General features: G+C 38.9%; 18 protein-coding genes. 4 read left to right on the top strand and 14 right to left on the bottom strand.

The genetic code is table 11. From position 1 onward, the window contains the following. Positions 1 to 7: 7 nt before the first annotated feature. Positions 8 to 481 carry a universal stress protein gene (locus BV902_RS16505; protein WP_075992873.1) on the bottom strand — a complete coding sequence of 158 codons (474 nt, stop codon included), beginning with the start codon at positions 479 to 481 and terminating at the stop codon, positions 8 to 10. A 73-nt stretch (positions 482 to 554) separates the two neighbouring features. Here BV902_RS16505 and BV902_RS16500 point away from each other — a divergent pair, with 73 nt between their 5' ends. After that, complete coding sequence (locus BV902_RS16500) at positions 555 to 1,328, top strand: C40 family peptidase (RefSeq protein ID WP_075992872.1); 774 nt, start codon at positions 555 to 557, stop codon at positions 1,326 to 1,328. 68 nt (positions 1,329 to 1,396) lie between these two features. Here BV902_RS16500 and BV902_RS16495 read toward each other — a convergent pair whose 3' ends face one another. The 6 genes from BV902_RS16495 to BV902_RS16470 all read right to left on the bottom strand — a co-directional run bounded on the left by BV902_RS16495 (position 1,397) and on the right by BV902_RS16470 (position 6,124). Further along, the gene (locus BV902_RS16495; protein WP_075992871.1) at positions 1,397 to 1,984 is read right to left on the bottom strand and encodes a porin family protein; all 588 of its coding nucleotides are present in this window, start codon (positions 1,982 to 1,984) and stop codon (positions 1,397 to 1,399) included. Positions 1,985 to 2,296: 312 nt separating this feature from the next. Further along, entirely contained in the window at positions 2,297 to 3,451 is a 1,155-nt protein-coding gene (dnaJ, locus tag BV902_RS16490) for a molecular chaperone DnaJ (RefSeq protein ID WP_046672894.1), read from the bottom strand. A gap of 10 nt (positions 3,452 to 3,461) precedes the next feature. Further along, positions 3,462 to 4,013 carry a nucleotide exchange factor GrpE gene (locus BV902_RS16485; RefSeq protein ID WP_075992870.1) on the bottom strand — a complete coding sequence of 184 codons (552 nt, stop codon included), beginning with the start codon at positions 4,011 to 4,013 and terminating at the stop codon, positions 3,462 to 3,464. Positions 4,014 to 4,165: 152 nt separating this feature from the next. Next, complete coding sequence (locus BV902_RS16480) at positions 4,166 to 4,846, bottom strand: cell division ATP-binding protein FtsE (RefSeq protein WP_070561120.1); 681 nt, start codon at positions 4,844 to 4,846, stop codon at positions 4,166 to 4,168. 5 nt (positions 4,847 to 4,851) lie between these two features. Further along, positions 4,852 to 5,055 (bottom strand): fructose-6-phosphate aldolase, encoded by a 204-nt coding sequence (locus BV902_RS16475; protein WP_070561119.1) that lies wholly within the window; start codon positions 5,053 to 5,055, stop codon positions 4,852 to 4,854. Between the two features lie 55 nt (positions 5,056 to 5,110). Further along, positions 5,111 to 6,124 (bottom strand): acyl-CoA reductase, encoded by a 1,014-nt coding sequence (locus BV902_RS16470; protein ID WP_075992869.1) that lies wholly within the window; start codon positions 6,122 to 6,124, stop codon positions 5,111 to 5,113. A 156-nt stretch (positions 6,125 to 6,280) separates the two neighbouring features. Between BV902_RS16470 and BV902_RS16465 the strand changes: the two genes are divergently transcribed. The 3 genes from BV902_RS16465 to BV902_RS16450 all read left to right on the top strand — a co-directional run bounded on the left by BV902_RS16465 (position 6,281) and on the right by BV902_RS16450 (position 9,336). Further along, positions 6,281 to 6,631 (top strand): 4Fe-4S dicluster domain-containing protein, encoded by a 351-nt coding sequence (locus BV902_RS16465; RefSeq protein WP_046672889.1) that lies wholly within the window; start codon positions 6,281 to 6,283, stop codon positions 6,629 to 6,631. Between the two features lie 175 nt (positions 6,632 to 6,806). After that, on the top strand, positions 6,807 to 8,243 hold the full coding sequence (locus BV902_RS16460; protein WP_075992868.1) for a dicarboxylate/amino acid:cation symporter: 1,437 nt from the start codon (positions 6,807 to 6,809) through the stop codon (positions 8,241 to 8,243). A 457-nt stretch (positions 8,244 to 8,700) separates the two neighbouring features. Further along, a complete protein-coding gene (locus BV902_RS16450; RefSeq protein WP_257787028.1) occupies positions 8,701 to 9,336 on the top strand; it encodes an alpha/beta fold hydrolase in 636 nt (211 codons plus the stop codon). 70 nt (positions 9,337 to 9,406) lie between these two features. Here BV902_RS16450 and BV902_RS16445 read toward each other — a convergent pair whose 3' ends face one another. The 7 genes from BV902_RS16445 to BV902_RS16415 form a co-directional block, all read right to left on the bottom strand. Beyond that, positions 9,407 to 9,826, bottom strand: a complete 420-nt coding sequence (locus tag BV902_RS16445) for a YchJ family protein (protein ID WP_075992865.1) — start codon at positions 9,824 to 9,826, stop codon at positions 9,407 to 9,409. Next, a complete protein-coding gene (metQ, locus tag BV902_RS16440) occupies positions 9,804 to 10,616 on the bottom strand; it encodes a methionine ABC transporter substrate-binding lipoprotein MetQ (RefSeq protein ID WP_075992864.1) in 813 nt (270 codons plus the stop codon). The genes BV902_RS16445 and metQ overlap by 23 nt, the downstream gene beginning before the upstream one ends. A 15-nt stretch (positions 10,617 to 10,631) precedes the next feature. Next, complete coding sequence (metI, locus tag BV902_RS16435; protein ID WP_075992863.1) at positions 10,632 to 11,285, bottom strand: methionine ABC transporter permease MetI; 654 nt, start codon at positions 11,283 to 11,285, stop codon at positions 10,632 to 10,634. Then, positions 11,278 to 12,297 (bottom strand): methionine ABC transporter ATP-binding protein, encoded by a 1,020-nt coding sequence (locus BV902_RS16430; RefSeq protein WP_075992862.1) that lies wholly within the window; start codon positions 12,295 to 12,297, stop codon positions 11,278 to 11,280. The genes metI and BV902_RS16430 overlap by 8 nt, the downstream gene beginning before the upstream one ends. 149 nt (positions 12,298 to 12,446) lie before the next feature. Further along, positions 12,447 to 13,307 carry a fumarylacetoacetate hydrolase family protein gene (locus BV902_RS16425; protein ID WP_075992861.1) on the bottom strand — a complete coding sequence of 287 codons (861 nt, stop codon included), beginning with the start codon at positions 13,305 to 13,307 and terminating at the stop codon, positions 12,447 to 12,449. A gap of 58 nt (positions 13,308 to 13,365) precedes the next feature. Further along, the gene (locus BV902_RS16420; protein WP_075992860.1) at positions 13,366 to 14,298 is read right to left on the bottom strand and encodes a TIGR01777 family oxidoreductase; all 933 of its coding nucleotides are present in this window, start codon (positions 14,296 to 14,298) and stop codon (positions 13,366 to 13,368) included. A gap of 176 nt (positions 14,299 to 14,474) precedes the next feature. Continuing rightward, a complete protein-coding gene (locus BV902_RS16415; RefSeq protein WP_075992859.1) occupies positions 14,475 to 15,308 on the bottom strand; it encodes a DUF3347 domain-containing protein in 834 nt (277 codons plus the stop codon). Positions 15,309 to 15,542 lie beyond the last annotated feature (234 nt).

The raw sequence follows: 15,542 nt of genomic DNA, 5'->3' as shown, positions 1-15,542 counted from the left end.
TTTAATATCAGTCACATTTACTTGGAACAACGAGTACAGGGCAGGTAGATTTACGAATGACTGATTCGGATACAGAGCCGGAAATAAAGTGATCAAAGCCCGTCCGTCCATTGGTCCCCATAATAATAAGATCTGCAGACCACTCATGGGATGCCGCCAGAATTTCTTCTTTAATGGATCCGATTCGATTAAAAAGATATACTTCGCCTGCGCCTGTAAATTCGCGGCTCATTTTCTCAAGATATTTTTGTGCATTATCCTGTTCCATTTCTGATACTTCTGGAACGATGATGGGTTGCTGACCTAATAGCGGGTCCGCACCAAAGCTGGCCGGAGAAGTAGGGGGAACAACAGTGACAAGCGCTATGGAGGCTCCAAATACCGCGGCCATTTCTTTGGCATATAGTATAGCCTTTTCTGAGCATGGTTCGTCGTCAACAGCGACGAGTATCCTTTTGAATTTTGAATTTGTATTCTCCATTTCTACTATAATTAATTTATCTTAGTCATATAATATATAATCACATTTTTGACGATTTTGTTTTGTTTAGCACATGAAATATGGTATTTGTACACTAGCTCTCGTTCCGTTACGTTTAGAACAGGCACACCGTAGTGAGATGGTTTCTCAGGTATTGTTTGGGGAACTTTTTGAGATCCTTGATGAACAGGCCGATTGGACATCAATACGTCTGTTGGAAACGGACTATTTAGGCTGGATTCAAAACTGGCAGTTTCAGGAACTAAACGACTTGGATATGCAACATTATCTGACCGGAACACCAATTATCGTTGGAAGGGAGGGGGGAGTTCTTTTTACTGATACCGCACAGTTTCAGCTCTGTCATGGAACCAAGCTTTACCTAGATGCAGCAAATACTGTCAATTTATCTCCATTGAGATTAACTTATCAAGGTAGTATCAATCCGTTTACCAGAAATCAATTTGAAACTGAGGTGTCGCGATTGGCTTTGAGTTATAAGGACACTCCTTATCTATGGGGTGGGCGTTCACAATGGGGAATCGATTGTTCCGGTTTCTCCCAATTGATTTATAGCTGTTTTGATCTTTCCTTGCCTCGTGATGCTTATCAGCAGGCAGAGATGGGGCAAACTGTGGATTTTGTTTCGGAAATACGGGTAGGGGATTTGGCTTTTTTTGACAATGCCGAAGGAAGGATTACTCATGTAGGAATTATGCTGGATCGCGATACGATTATCCACGCCTCAGCGAAAGTCCGTGTTGATCGGATGGATACGGAAGGTATTTTTAATGCTGAACAGAATCGTTATACACACAAACTCCGGATTGTTAAACGGTATAATTGATAAAGGTGGACATATAAAAAAAGGCTATAAGTAATTATAGCCTTTTCTATTGTCAAACGCCTTATTGACTAGAAGTGGAATTGTACACCTAAAGTTGGCGCTAATGAGTTAACATTCAAACCAAATGTATTTACTGCAACGTCATTCGTTTTATCTTTATTGTAGTTGTAGTATAGACCTCTGACTTTTAATTCGATACCGATTTTGCTTGTCGGGAAGTAAGCTAAACCCGGAGCTAGTTCCACACCATATGATTCGAATTTATTTTTTGTCTCTACGTTATTTACTTCAGTTGTAGTTGTACCCCATGCCATTGGAACTGATAATTGAGCAAAGAATCTTACCGGGCCGTTTGCAGAGTACTTTCTAGCGAAAGGTGATACCTGGAAAGCATCGTTTTTAATACTATTATCTTTACTTGTTTCAGTTTTTCCCCAGTTATAACCAATTCCAGTACCAATTGCCAAGTTGTCACTTACAAAGTAACCAACTGTTGGGTTGATTGAGAATGAATTATTTTTATGGTCAGTATCTTTCACTTTTGATGTTTCGAAGCCAAGTTGACCACCAACCATAATTTTTCCTTGTTCAGTTTGAGCTTGTGCTGCTATTGTTAAACCTGCAATGGCAGTCAATGTTAGTAAAACTTTTTTCATGTCTTTTTTATTTAATAGTTTGTTTTAATTTGCCAGTAATTACTTCCTGACTTTTTAAATTTGTTAGTCAAATATCGAAATCTTATTTTAATTTTTTGTCACTGGATTGTCTAGATGTTTTGTTATTATTGTAAATTATAGTGGTTCAATTGATTAAAATTTGATGTATTTTTATTTTTATCGTTTCTATTTAACAATAATGATATTAGGCTGACTTTTTGTTTTTAATTGTCAATTTCAAGTAAGAAGATAAAAAAAAGCCATTTGTCAACAGCGGACAAATGGCTTTTTTTTGTATTTGAAAGACCGGTTTTAATCGAAATATTCTTTGATTCGCTCGAAGAATGATTTTTCACTTTTACCTGGTTGAGGTTTAAAGTTTGGCGATTCTTTCAGTTTGTTCAATAATTCTTTTTCTTCGTTAGATACGGCTTTTGGTGTCCATATATTAACGTATACAAGTTGATCCCCTTTGTGATAAGAGTTGACTTCAGGAATACCTTTTCCTTTTAACCGTAAAATTTTACCACCTTGTGTGCCGGGCTCAATTTTGATCTTCGCTTTTCCATCTATTGTAGGGACTTCAACGCTTGTGCCTAAGGTCGCATCTACGAAATTAATGTATAGGTCATAGATCACATTTAGTCCGTCACGTTTTAAACTTTCGTGTGGTACTTCTTCGATCAGGATAATTAAATCTCCTGGTACACCACCACGCGGAGCAGCATTTCCTTTTCCACTCATGGAAAGTTGCATGCCTTCACTTACTCCTGCAGGAATATTGATTGCGATTGTTTCCTCACCGCGTTCGAGTCCTTCACCTCTACAAGTTGTACATTTTGCTGTAATTTCAACGCCTTCACCATTACAAGTAGGGCAAGTGCTTGTTGTTTGCATTTGTCCTAAGATGGTATTTGTTACTCTTCTAACTGATCCGGATCCCCCACAGGTTTTACAGGTATGGAAAGAAGATTTATCTTTAGCACCAGATCCGTCACAAGAATGACAGACCACTTGTTTGTTAACCTTTACCTTTTTCTCGACGCCTTTGGCAATTTCTTCGAGTGTTAATTTAACTTTTATGCGTAAGTTGCTTCCACGAGCTACCCGACGGCCACCACGCTGGCCACCACCGCCGCCAAAGAAACTTTCAAATGGATGTCCTCCACCAAAGATATCACCAAATTGGCTGAATATGTCTTCCATATTCATGCCGCCGCCACCGCCAAAGCCACCACTTGCCGAATTACCGGCATGGCCAAATTGGTCATAACGTTGACGTTTTTGTGGATTGCTCAAGATATCGTATGCCTCAGCAGCTTCCTTAAACTGTTCCTCAGCTTCATGATCACCAGGATTTTTATCCGGGTGGTACTTTATCGCCAATTTGCGATATGCTGATTTAATCTCCTTCTCGTCCGCTGATCGCGAGACACCAAGTATATCGTAATAATCTCTTTTTGACATCGTCTTAATATTATTGACCTATAACTACCTTTGCGTGACGGATCACTTTGTCACCTAAGTAGTACCCCTTTTCGATCACGTCCACTACTTTATTCTTTAATTCTGCTGTGGGTGCAGGAATTGCCGTGATAGCTTCTTGTAATTCAGGATCGAAGGCTTGGCCTGTAGCTTCCATTTCCTTTAACCCCAATTGCGACAACGTTTGTCTGAATTTGTTGTTAACAATATCCATTCCTGTTTTTACAGATTCAACATCTGTCGCAGTTTCCATGGCTGTTAATGCTCTGTCAAAATCATCTAGTGTAGGTAATAGCTTACTAATGACATCTTTTCCCGCTGATTGAATCAATTCAACACGTTCTTTGCTTGTACGTTTTCTATAATTGTCAAATTCAGCAGAAAGACGAATGTATTTATCCTTTGCCTCTGCCAATTCTGCAGCCAATTTCTCTTCAGTAGACAGTTCATCTGCTATATTATCAGCAGGCTGTTCTTGTTGTTCAGAAGAATTTGTTTCTACTGGATCTTGACCTTCATCGTAATAATTATCTTGCTCATTCATATCTTCAATGCTAAAATTAGATTCAAAAATTTACTCTATGCTTCGTTTGTCAAAGTTTTTGCCAAACAATAAAATTCCGACAGCTTGTCAGATTTTATTAAAAAAGCCTAACAATTTGTCGGAATCTCATTTTTTATATGTCAGTTTTCCGTCTAGATACTGACATTGTCCTGTAATACCCCATCGGTGGTTTTGATGATGCGGGATGGCATATTACGGATAATGGTATAATCGTGTGTTGCCATTAAAATAGCTGTTCCCGAATTGGCAATGTCACGTAATAATAAGACGATTTCTTCTGATGTAGCAGGATCCAAGTTACCGGTAGGCTCATCTGCCAGAATGATTTCGGGGTTATTTAGTAATGCGCGGGCAATTACAATACGCTGTTGTTCACCGCCAGAAAGTTCATGCGGCATTTTCTTAAGTTTGGAACGAAGCCCAACTTTTTCCAGTACATCCAATATACGGCTATCGATCATTTTCTTATCTTTCCAGCCTGTTGCTTTCAGTGCAAATTCGAGGTTTTTCTCGATGCTTCTATCGGATAAAAGATGAAAATCCTGAAATACAATACCCAATTTTCTACGCAGGTAGGGAACATCATTTTCGTGCAGCTTCTTAAGATCAAAGCCCGCAATCATTCCCTCACCATTGCCGATGTATAAATCGCCGTAAATGATTTTTAGTAAACTACTTTTTCCACTACCGGACTGGCCGATAAGATAAATAAACTCTCCTTTACCAATGTTTAAATTGACATTGGACAATACCAAATGTTTTTGTTGGAAGATATCAACGTTTTTTAATGTAATTACTTTATTTTCAATCATGGAAGCTAAAATTCTAATTTTTTAATTTGCCCAAAAGGCATTTCTTTAACCAGTTGCATGATATATTCTGCCTTTTCTCCTAATCCAATCTTATCGAGTGATTTATCTGGGCGGTCGACTCTAAAATATGCCAGCAAGGTGAAGGCATCATCTCTTAATTGAACATAATCAGGGATTTTGGCGACACCTTTTACTTTAATGATATACATGATTTCAAAGTTAGTATTTTTAATGCAATTTATTTACTATGAATTTAAAGGAAGCTTATTGGTTTGCGAATAAAAAATCCAGTGTATTCACGCCATCAGCAAAATCATCTAAAGCAGGGCATTGGCTTTCTCCAAAATGAAATACCGGCGACGGCACATTTAATGCTATTTCTGAAACAATACATTGGATATTTTCTTGCGCTAGTTTGAGCTTATTTTCAACTTCAGCCAGTGTTTCGTATGTTTCGTAATAAACCACAGCAAGGGGAGAAGCCGTGCGCTCATCTTCTTTGAGCAATAAAAATCCATTGTCAAAATGCTTGTCGCCATTGATCAGATAGATGGATTTGTTATAGTCGTAATTGTTATTGTATTTAAAATGCTCTGTTATGCTGTTAAAAGCAGCGATACCTTCAAAGAAGTGTGCTATTGGGTAATCTTTTGGAATAAATAGCTTTGATACAGAGCGACAGCCCAACCCAAAATAATCAAAGATGTCGTGTCCCAGTGATTCCAACTGGTTAGGAGATTCTTGGCCACCGACAACGGCAATACTATTTCTATTGCGACGAATAATATGTGGTTTGGTGCCAAAATAGTAATCAAAGTAACGGGAGCTATTGTTAGAGCCTGTTGCAATAACCAGATCGAAATCTTTTAGAATGTCAACAATTTCAAAGGCATCATTAAAGTATGGGTCAATTTGTTTAAGCAGGTTGAGCACATAGCTTGTCAATCCTGCATCGTCCGATGAGACTTTGATTTTTGCTGTAAAGCCGCTGATCAGTACCGATAGGATATCATGGAAGCCAACCAACGGAATATTGCCGGCCAGAATTAAACCTACAATTTTCGTTGAATGAAGATCTGGATAAGGCGCCAACCAGTGATTCAGCTTTTCTATCGTCAAATTGGCAGCAATGGCTTGAATGGCGCGTTCAACATTTTGAGGGGTATACCAAGGGTTTTTATGTTGGGCGAATTGAATGATTTGAATCAAATCTTCAGGGCGCTTTTGCAGCTGTTCGCCTAATTTTACAAATGCATTTATTCGTTGTTGTTTTGTCAAAATATTAAAATTTTAAAAGATGAATACACAAATTTGTATTATATTTGTGCTGTTAACATTAATCAACGTGAATCAACTAGCCTTATTGTTCAATCAGACGTTGTTTCATATTGATAATGCAAAAATAGTTTATTTATCATAATTGTGAGGTTATAAATGGCGATTAAAATTACAGACGAATGCATTAACTGTGGTGCTTGCGAACCGGAATGCCCAAATAATGCAATATACGATGCTGGTGTAACTTGGAAATTCTCAGACGGGACGGCTTTGGATGGGGTTATCGATTTTGGCGATGGTGTTACACTAGATGCCAACGAGTCTCAAGAAGCAATCTCTAATGAAGTCTATTATATTGTTTCAGATAAATGTACAGAATGTGTAGGTTTTCACGATGAGCCTCAATGTGCAGCGGTTTGCCCTGTGGATTGTTGTGTGGATGACGAAGATGTACGTGAATCGAACGATGAGCTATTAGCGAAAAAAGCTTGGTTACACGCGGAATAAATTTAGTACTCCGTTAAAATATAAGGCAGGATAAGAAATTTTCCTGCCTTTTTTGTGTCTTTCTATTTTGGCGAAATCGATATTTTGTTGCGAAACTTGGCTATTTGGAATAATAATATTTGCAAAAGCATAGTATTTTTTTATTTTTGTTCTTTTGACCATTAAAATCTTTTAAATGTTAAAAACCAAAATAGGGTTGATTACCCTGATCACAGTTACATTAGCTTGTATCATTGCTGTATTATACGAATTTGATGTTGTAGGCTTTTCGCATGAATTTCTAATGGCTGTCCGTTGGATAGTTGCTACCGTTTTGGTTGTAAATGCGCTCTTTAAGAAAAATTTGACGACCTGGATTTTGACCTGTATGATTATGGGGATATTTGTCGGGTTGGATTTTCCAAATTTAGCGATTTCCCTGCAACCTTTGAGTAAAGGTTTTATCAAGTTAGTCAAGACGATTGTGGGACCGATTCTTTTTTCTACGCTTGTTTATGGAATTGCAGGCCATTCTGATTTGAAACAGGTGGGACGTATGGCATGGAAATCTATGCTTTATTTCTTTTGCGCAACGACATGTGCTATTTTTATTGGTTTAGGTGCTATAAATCTGACTCGAGCAGGAGTGGGCGTTGATGTTGCACATATGCCACATGAAGAACTCCCTGTAGCAAAGGAAAGTATGGATGAGCATATCCTCAAAACGCTTCCGGACCATGTGCATCCTGTATACAAGTTCACTTCTTTTATACGCGACTTGTTTCCTGAAAATATCGTCAAATCTGTAGCGGATAATCAAGTTTTACAGATTGTTGTATTTTCAATTTTGTTTGGGATTGGATTGGCAATGGTAGATGAGAAAAAGCGTAAACCCTTGGTTGATTTTACCGAGAGTATGTCTGAAACGATGTTTAAGTTTACGAACATGATTATGTACTTTGCGCCTATTGGGGTTGGTGCCGCTATGGCCTACACGGTGGGGCATCTCGGTGTCGATATCCTAAAGAATCTTTTCATGCTTTTGGCGACGCTGTATTTTGCTTTAGTGTGCTTTTTATGTCTGGTTCTTCTTCCGGTAGCACTTTATCTGAAAATACCTGTGAAACGTTTTATTAATGCGATTAAGGAACCTGTTTCGATTGCATTTGCCACTACAAGCTCAGATGCGGCATTACCGAAAGCAATGAGCGCGATGGAGAAATTTGGTGTACCACGTAAGATTGTTTCGTTTGTAATTCCGACAGGATATAGTTTTAACTTGGATGGTACTTCACTTTATTTATCATTGGCTGCGATCTTTGTCGCTCAGGCGGCTGGTATCCATTTGTCGTTTGGACATCAATTAATGATTGCATTTACATTGATGATCACCTCTAAAGGTGTCGCTGCTGTCCCAAGGGCTTCATTAATTATTTTGATTGCGACAGCGGATCAGTTTGGTTTACCAACATTTGTCATTGCTGCAATTTTAGGTATCGATGAACTCATGGATATGGCGCGTACCTCTGTCAATGTAATCGGAAATTGTTTGGCAACCGTTGTTGTTGCTAAATGGGAGGGCGAGTTTGATGAAGAAGCTCCTTACCGCGAAGATACTGAAGAGGCAATCTAATAGAAATAACTGACGAATAATCGTTGAAGAAAAGCAGTCTTGACATTTCGTTGAGACTGCTTTTTTATTGTCTTTAACTCATGTTGATGATTTTGCTGCGCCTATTTATTATATTTAGCGCAATAACTACCGTTCTTTAAACCAAATAGAACTTTAAACCAAATCCGTACGGGGAAATGAGACGATCTATATTTTATTTTTTTTGTTTAATGATTACGATCAATATGGCATTTGCTCAAACAAAGACGACTGCTTTGGATCGTGATTCATCCGTTTATATTGAAACCCAGGATGGGGTCAAACTTTTTGCGAAGTCTGCTGGAAATGGTCCGGTTTGTATTTTCGTACATGGAGGGCCTGGAGCCTGGAGTAAGTCGTTTGAGGAGATGGGAGGTCGAGCTCTTGAAAAACGGCTAAAGATGGTGTATTTGGACCAGCGAGGTTGTGGAAGACTGAGGTGTCGACTAGTGGAAATTATTCGTTAGATCGCATGGTAGAAGACATTGAAGCTATTCGTCATGCCCTAGGGGTAGAAAGAATCTATCTATTGGCACATTCCTTTGGTGGGATAATCGCTGTAAATTATGCGAAAAAATATCCAGATCATTTGTTTGGTTTAATATTGGCAAATTCGACTTTAGACCTCAATAGTTCATTGGAAGATCAGATAGGGTATGTTAACCAATTGATCCATAGTAACTTCAAGGTTACAGCCAGAGATTCTATCTTAACAACTTTTTCATTGGCGAGGCGTGCACTTTCAGCGAAGGACTTGAGCTATAAAATGCTCTCTGACGATAAGAAAACGGTCGATAAGCTAGATCATATCGATGAGAGTCCTGAACGAACTTATGATTTTGGGAAACATGTATGGGATTATAAAATCTATTGCGAAGATTTTAGGCCAGAAACAAAAAAGATTAAAGTGCCAGTTTTGGTCATTGCGGGTAAAAAGGATTATGCTATTGGGGTGAATCATTACCGAAAGTTTCAATTTCCGCACCAAAGAACTGTGCTCATCGAAGGTGGGCATGTCTTGTATTACGAGCAAAATAAAGCCTTTGTTGATGCTATATTTTCTTTTATAAAATAAAAAGCTGCTTGCAAGCTGTTGTTGGCGGCCTGGGATCCTTTACAATAGCTTGCAAGCGAAATATGTTATATCAACGTCCGTCCACGTAGTACCATAAATCACCTTGTTTTTTGAAAGTTGACTTTTCATGGTGAATTTGAACTTCCATTTGCGGATCCAGGTAATGTGCTTCAAACTCGACTGTGTGTAATCTAGCTTTAAGGATAGAGAGTTGCATCCATTTATTCTCCCTTGCCCATTGTCCGATTGCCTGTTTATTTTGGAACCGTCGTGTTGAGGGATGGAACGTATCGTATAGGAAATCGATCTGTTGTGTCGCAAAGGCGCTATAACGTGCGCGCATCAATGCCTCTGCTGTGGTTGCTTTGGCATGAAGACGATGAATTTGCTGGCAGCATTCCCCATAGGTATTGCCAGAGCCACAAGGGCATAATTGGCCTGATTCTATCACTTGTCTGTTTAAAATTTTACCAGCCTTTAATGGCGCCATTTTTGAACACTTTTTTTGCGGTCGCTTCGACTTCTGGTGACTGATACGCCTGGATAAACTGCTGCACCTTCTCATCGTTTTTATTATCTGAGCGGGCAACAATTAGATTAACATAAGGCGATTCTTTATCTTCTGTGAATAAGCCTTGTTTTTCGGGATCTAAACCAGCTTGAGAGGCGAAACTATTGTTGATGATGGCAATTGTAACCTGAGGATCATCTAGGACGCGAGGTAGCTGTGGAGCCTCCATCTCGATGATGTTAACCTGTTTAGGATTGCTTACTATATCTGTTACTTTAGGTTGGATACCTACATTTTCTTTTAGACCGATAATTCCCTCGCGCTGGAGAAGTAAAAGAGAGCGTCCACCATTTGTAGGGTCATTAGGAATAGCAATAACGGCTCCCGGTTGTAACTCTGTGATTGTTTTTATTTTCTTTGAATAGGCAACAATGGGGAATACAAACGTGTTTCCGACAATGGTTAATTTCGTGAAACCGCGTTGTTTGGATTGCTCTTGTAGATAGGGCTGATGCTGAAATACGTTTACATCGATATCACCCTGATTTAAGGCTTCATTGGGTACGACATAGTCGTTGAAAGCCACTAATTCAACGTCAAGATTGAACTTTTCCTTTGCAACTTTCTTAGCCGTCTCCGCAAGCTCCTTTTCTGGGCCGGACACAACACCGACTTTGAGGATATTCTCTTTCTTTTCTCTGTTATTGCATGCTACAATCGATACGAGACTGAAGGCTAAGATTGCAAATGCATAGTTCAATTTTTTCATATGATATAATTTATGTTAACGATGGTTTACTTTTTTTGAGATGTAATCTCCTGTATACTGTAACAGGAATACTATTAAAATTAATAAAATTAGAACAGAATTCATGATAAAAGTATCATATCCGACATAACCATACTGATAGCCAATCTGTCCAAGTCCACCGGCACCTACAGCACCGCCCATGGCGGAGTAACCAACAAGTGTTATCAAGGTAATTGTCGCATTGTTTACTAGTGAGGGGAGAGCCTCCGGAAGTAAAACTTTGAAAATTACCTGTTGTGCATTTGCACCCATTGCTCTTGAGGCTTCAATCAGGCCATTTGGAATTTCCAGAAGACTATTTTCCACAAGTCTTGCTATAAATGGGGCCGCGCCTATACTCAGGGGGACCAATGCTGCGGCCATACCGATTGATGTTCCGACAACGTTGCGTGTAAACGGAATCATCCATACGATAAGTATGATAAAGGGGATAGACCTAAACACATTCACCAGCAATGAAACAAGTTGGTGCATGGCTTTGTTTTCGAGCAGTTGATGTTTTCGGGTCAAGAACAGGTATATCCCGAGTGGGAGACCTAGGACAAAACCAAAGAAGCCTGATAGGAAAGTCATGGTTAGGGTTTCTAAAGTACCCGATAGCAGAAGATTAAATACCTGATCAGACATAGCCTAATATTTTAGTTTGTGAATGCTTTTCTTTTAAGAAAGATAGACTACGCGTTACATTTTCTTTTTCACCCGATAGTTCGGCCAATATAACACCAAATTTCATTTCGCCAATATAATCTATTTGAGCGGTAATGATATTTGTCTTGACTTGATATTGTTGTTCCAAATGCTGTATAAATGGGATGGATTCTTCATTTGAAGTTAGATAGATCTCTACGAGTGGGTTTCCAGCGCTTTTTAAGCGTTCCTGAAAACTTAGTGGAATTTCAACTTCAAGTGAAGACTGAATAAAGTTTTTAGTTGTTGTTTGCTGAGGATTGGCGAATATTGATTCTACCGGGCCGGTTTCAATTAATTCTCCGTGGTCTAATACGGCAACCTGATCGCAAATACTTTTTATAACATCCATCTCATGGGTAATCAACAATATCGTAAGGTCAAGCTGCTTATTGATTTTTTTTAGCAGTTTAAGGATGGATTTTGTAGTTGCGGGGTCTAAGGCACTTGTGGCCTCATCGCAAAGTAGAATGTAAGGATCATTGGCTAATGCTCGCGCGATAGCAACACGTTGTTTCTGGCCTCCGGAGAGATTTGCAGGGTACACGTCGGCTTTATCTTCCAACCCGACCAAACGCAATAGTTCCAACACTTTTTGGCTGATAAATTCTTTCGATTTGCCTTCAAGCTCGAGCGGAAAGGATATATTTTCATACACTGTTCTTGATGATAGTAAGTTGAAGTGCTGGAAAATCATACCAATTTTTCTTCTTTTCAACATAAGACCAGTGGAAGATAGCGACATCAAGTCGTCATTTTCTATAATTACTTGACCACTGTCTGGTCTTTCCAAAAGGTTGACGCAACGGATCAAAGTACTTTTGCCGGCTCCGGAAGCGCCTATTACACCAAAAATTTCACCTTTTTCAATAGACAGTGAGATGTCTTTTAAGGCATCAATACGTGTCGCTTTTACCTCAAAAGATTTGGATATGTTGTTTAGTTGAATCATTGACCCTGTAGGGATTTAGCAATTTTAGTTGGACAAATGGATGATGTTGATATAAATGTACACAAATGCCAGGGATAAAATAAAATCAAGTGAAAGAAAATGGGTTCTTTCATACGGAAAAAGAATGAAAGAACCCAGATATATGTTTTTTACAACGCTTGATAAGCCGAAATCACTTGTTTTGCAGATCCGAGTCCATCGATGCCATATTCGATGATATCGCCATCTTTCAGGAATCTTTGTGGGGATTTGCCCATGCCAGATCCTGCAGGTGATCCTGTGGAAATGATGTCGCCTGGAAGTAAGCTCATAAAATGGCTTAAATAAGAAATCAATTTGGGCACACGATAGATAAAATCACTTGTATTGCCATCTTGCATAAGCTCACCATTGAGTTTAAGCCATATTTTTAAATTATCAATATCTGTGAATTCATCTTTGGTTGCTATAAATGGGCCAATAGGAGCGAAAGTATCACATCCTTTACCTTTATCCCATGTTCCGCCACGCTCGATTTGAAATTCACGCTCTGTAACGTCATTGTGTAGCACATAGCCAAACACATGGTCCAAAGCTTCTTCTTCAGTAACATAAGAAGCTTTTTTCCCAATTACAATGGCAAATTCGGTTTCCCAATCAGATTTTACAGAGAACTTCGGAAGGGTGATTCCATCAAAAGGGCCATTGAATGCAGATACAGATTTCATAAATACGATAGGCTCTGAAGCTTGTTGCAATTTGGTTTCTTTGACGTGATCATCGAAATTAAGCCCTACACAAAGTATTTTGGACGGAGCTTCCAATGGTGTACCGATACGCTCGTCGTCGGCTATCTCTTTAAGCGTGTCGCCTTTTTCATTTATATATGTTTGAAGCCTTTCTAAATTTGCAATATCCGCAAAGAAATCGCGGTTGTATTGAAAATTTCCCTCTGAAACATCATATTTCTTTTCGTTTAAAATGACTCCCGCTTTTTCGGAGCCCTTTGCGCCATATCTAAAAATCTTCATAAGCCGCAAATATACGGATTTTGTCCTAAAAAGGGCAGAAATTAACGCGAATTAACAATTAATCAATATGTAAATTATCTATACAATTATTGTCCAAAAGGGGATATTTAAAAGGGAATTTTTCATGTATTATCTTTTTGTTGCTTACCCAAGTACCATTGAGCACCATTTCCTGCCCTTTTTTTCCAAGCATAAATTTAATCAAAAATGACGGGACGGGTAGGGGAATATAGAATGGACCGTATTTACGTTTGGCTATTCTTTTTGCAAACTCCGCGAGGGGAAGTGGTTCGGATGAACAGGCATTATAAATTCCGGCTATGGTATCATTTTGTATGCCAAAGAGCAGCATCCGACAGAGATCATCCATATGGATCCAACTGAGTATCTGTTTTCCAGAGCCTAATACCGGAATTGACCGAAAAGGTAGGAAACGGTTGATTTCTTTGAGTAGGCCCTGATCTTTGCTGATAACTACCCCAAAACGGAAAACAATGAGTCTTTTTCCCAATGTTTCGATAGGTTTCACGCTTCCTTCCCAGAGGTTACATACCCAGGAGAGAAAATTTCCGCCTTGTGGATCTCCTTCTTCAAAAGGTTTGTTTTGGTACTGATCGTCTGCTCCATACCAACCTATAGCGGAGGCAGATATGACTGCTTTTACTTGATTTGGTATTTGTTTTAGACTTTGATAGAGCAGTTGCCCACTTTCAACCCTGCTGGCAATAATTTCTTGCTGATAGGATTTTGTCCAGCGTTTCGAATTGAGGTTTGCACCCGCCAGGTTAATGATATAGTCGGCTTCCTGAATTGATTTGACGTCAATCTCCTGCTTACTGGGATCCCAATGTACATATCGGACATTGTTTTGTACGGGATGGGACTTCGGATTTCTGGTAAAAATAATAACTTCATAGAAATTGGCAACCAATAGCTTTGTTAAATGAAGACCTATAGCTCCAGCACCACCTGTAATAATTACTTTTTCCATGAATTGAACCTTGTTTTATAATATACGCCTGTTGTTATTTAAGCGAACCAATTTCTGTTGATACTAAATATACTATTTTGGTTTATAAAAATCGACCATTGCGGCAGCAATTACAAAAAAAGGTTTATCTCGTGGGGAGATAAACCTTTTAAGAGTCGATTAAACGACGTTATTTGTTAAAGCGTTTGAATTGTGCTGCCGCATGTTAGCATCTGTGCGCCGTAGTATGGATTTTTGATTTCTTTATGTCGGCTTAACCAAGTCGCACCTTTGCCTTTGTTGAACATTGGACACTTTTGGTAATAAACAGAGGAAGACGGTTTCGAGTTTTTGGACAAACTATAGATATCTTCTGACAGTAGCGCGAAGGCTTCTCGTTGTTTACTGATATCCGTTGCCTGTTGTAGGCTCTTCACTGTCGCTTTGAGTGATGTTGTTTTGGTTTTCCAGACCTCCTGTTCCGCTTTCGTTAGATCAGCAGTTTGTATTTTAGCGATTGCATCGGCAAGATCGTTTGCTAGGCCTGTAGCTTGTTTACTATCCGCAGCTACAAGTGCATCTTTAAGCAGAAAGTATTGGTCATAGATCTTTTGAAAATTGCTTGCGTTGCTGATGTAATCTACTGAAGCTACCGGCTCAATGCTTTTGTCTTGTGGGCTATCTGAAGCTGGAGGAGCTAAATTTCTTTCGTATTGGCAGCAAGCATGTAGTTTAGCATAATTATCTTCCGCGGCAAGGTATTTTTCATTGTCATAGCCTGCTCCTGCGATACTTTTCAATACAGCATCTAAGGAAGTTTTCTTTCCGTCATAGGCTATTGTCGCTGTTTGGTTGTCTTCGTTCCATTCAACTTTAGCCTGAGCGGCGGCTCCTGCATTTTCTATTGTTTTTTTACACATACCGCAGTTTCCAGCAATTTTAACAGTGGTGTTCACGGTGTTGTTTTGTGCATAGTTTGTCAAAGAGGATAGTACTAAAGCCCCTGTTATAATATAATGTTTGATTTTCATATGATTGGATGAAAAAATAAATAAAAATAAGTAATCAAAAATGATTGATAAATGATCAATGTATGGATTGTATGGATTAACTTATTTTTGGCGGGACCCAAGGACAAAAATATCCCTCAGAAATAAACGTTGGCGCTATGGGTTTATAATTTTTTTTGATTGCTATACAGCAAAGTTCATGACCTTGTTCAAGGGGATTGGAAATTGCCAAAAATGTACCACTATACGTGCATT

Origin of the sequence: Sphingobacterium sp. B29, from assembly GCF_001952815.1 — a bacterium.
GTDB lineage: Bacteria > Bacteroidota > Bacteroidia > Sphingobacteriales > Sphingobacteriaceae > Sphingobacterium > Sphingobacterium siyangense.
This window is presented reverse-complemented; position numbering and strand designations above follow the sequence as displayed.

Bases quoted from the DNA above. Each gene is read 5' to 3' on its own strand.
- BV902_RS16500 (WP_075992872.1), top strand. From the start codon at position 555: ATGAAATATGGTATTTGTACACTAGCTCTCGTTCCGTTACGTTTAGAA.
- BV902_RS16425 (WP_075992861.1), bottom strand. From the start codon at position 13,307: ATGAAGATTTTTAGATATGGCGCAAAGGGCTCCGAAAAAGCGGGAGTC.
- BV902_RS16505 (WP_075992873.1), bottom strand. From the start codon at position 481: ATGGAGAATACAAATTCAAAATTCAAAAGGATACTCGTCGCTGTTGAC.
- BV902_RS16465 (WP_046672889.1), top strand. From the start codon at position 6,281: ATGGCGATTAAAATTACAGACGAATGCATTAACTGTGGTGCTTGCGAA.
- metI (WP_075992863.1), bottom strand. From the start codon at position 11,285: ATGTCTGATCAGGTATTTAATCTTCTGCTATCGGGTACTTTAGAAACC.
- BV902_RS16475 (WP_070561119.1), bottom strand. From the start codon at position 5,055: ATGTATATCATTAAAGTAAAAGGTGTCGCCAAAATCCCTGATTATGTT.
- BV902_RS16485 (WP_075992870.1), bottom strand. From the start codon at position 4,013: ATGAATGAGCAAGATAATTATTACGATGAAGGTCAAGATCCAGTAGAA.
- BV902_RS16495 (WP_075992871.1), bottom strand. From the start codon at position 1,984: ATGAAAAAAGTTTTACTAACATTGACTGCCATTGCAGGTTTAACAATA.
- BV902_RS16420 (WP_075992860.1), bottom strand. From the start codon at position 14,298: ATGGAAAAAGTAATTATTACAGGTGGTGCTGGAGCTATAGGTCTTCAT.
- BV902_RS16430 (WP_075992862.1), bottom strand. From the start codon at position 12,297: ATGATTCAACTAAACAACATATCCAAATCTTTTGAGGTAAAAGCGACA.
- metQ (WP_075992864.1), bottom strand. From the start codon at position 10,616: ATGAAAAAATTGAACTATGCATTTGCAATCTTAGCCTTCAGTCTCGTA.
- BV902_RS16460 (WP_075992868.1), top strand. From the start codon at position 6,807: ATGTTAAAAACCAAAATAGGGTTGATTACCCTGATCACAGTTACATTA.
- BV902_RS16415 (WP_075992859.1), bottom strand. From the start codon at position 15,308: ATGAAAATCAAACATTATATTATAACAGGGGCTTTAGTACTATCCTCT.
- dnaJ (WP_046672894.1), bottom strand. From the start codon at position 3,451: ATGTCAAAAAGAGATTATTACGATATACTTGGTGTCTCGCGATCAGCG.
- BV902_RS16480 (WP_070561120.1), bottom strand. From the start codon at position 4,846: ATGATTGAAAATAAAGTAATTACATTAAAAAACGTTGATATCTTCCAA.
- BV902_RS16445 (WP_075992865.1), bottom strand. From the start codon at position 9,826: ATGGCGCCATTAAAGGCTGGTAAAATTTTAAACAGACAAGTGATAGAA.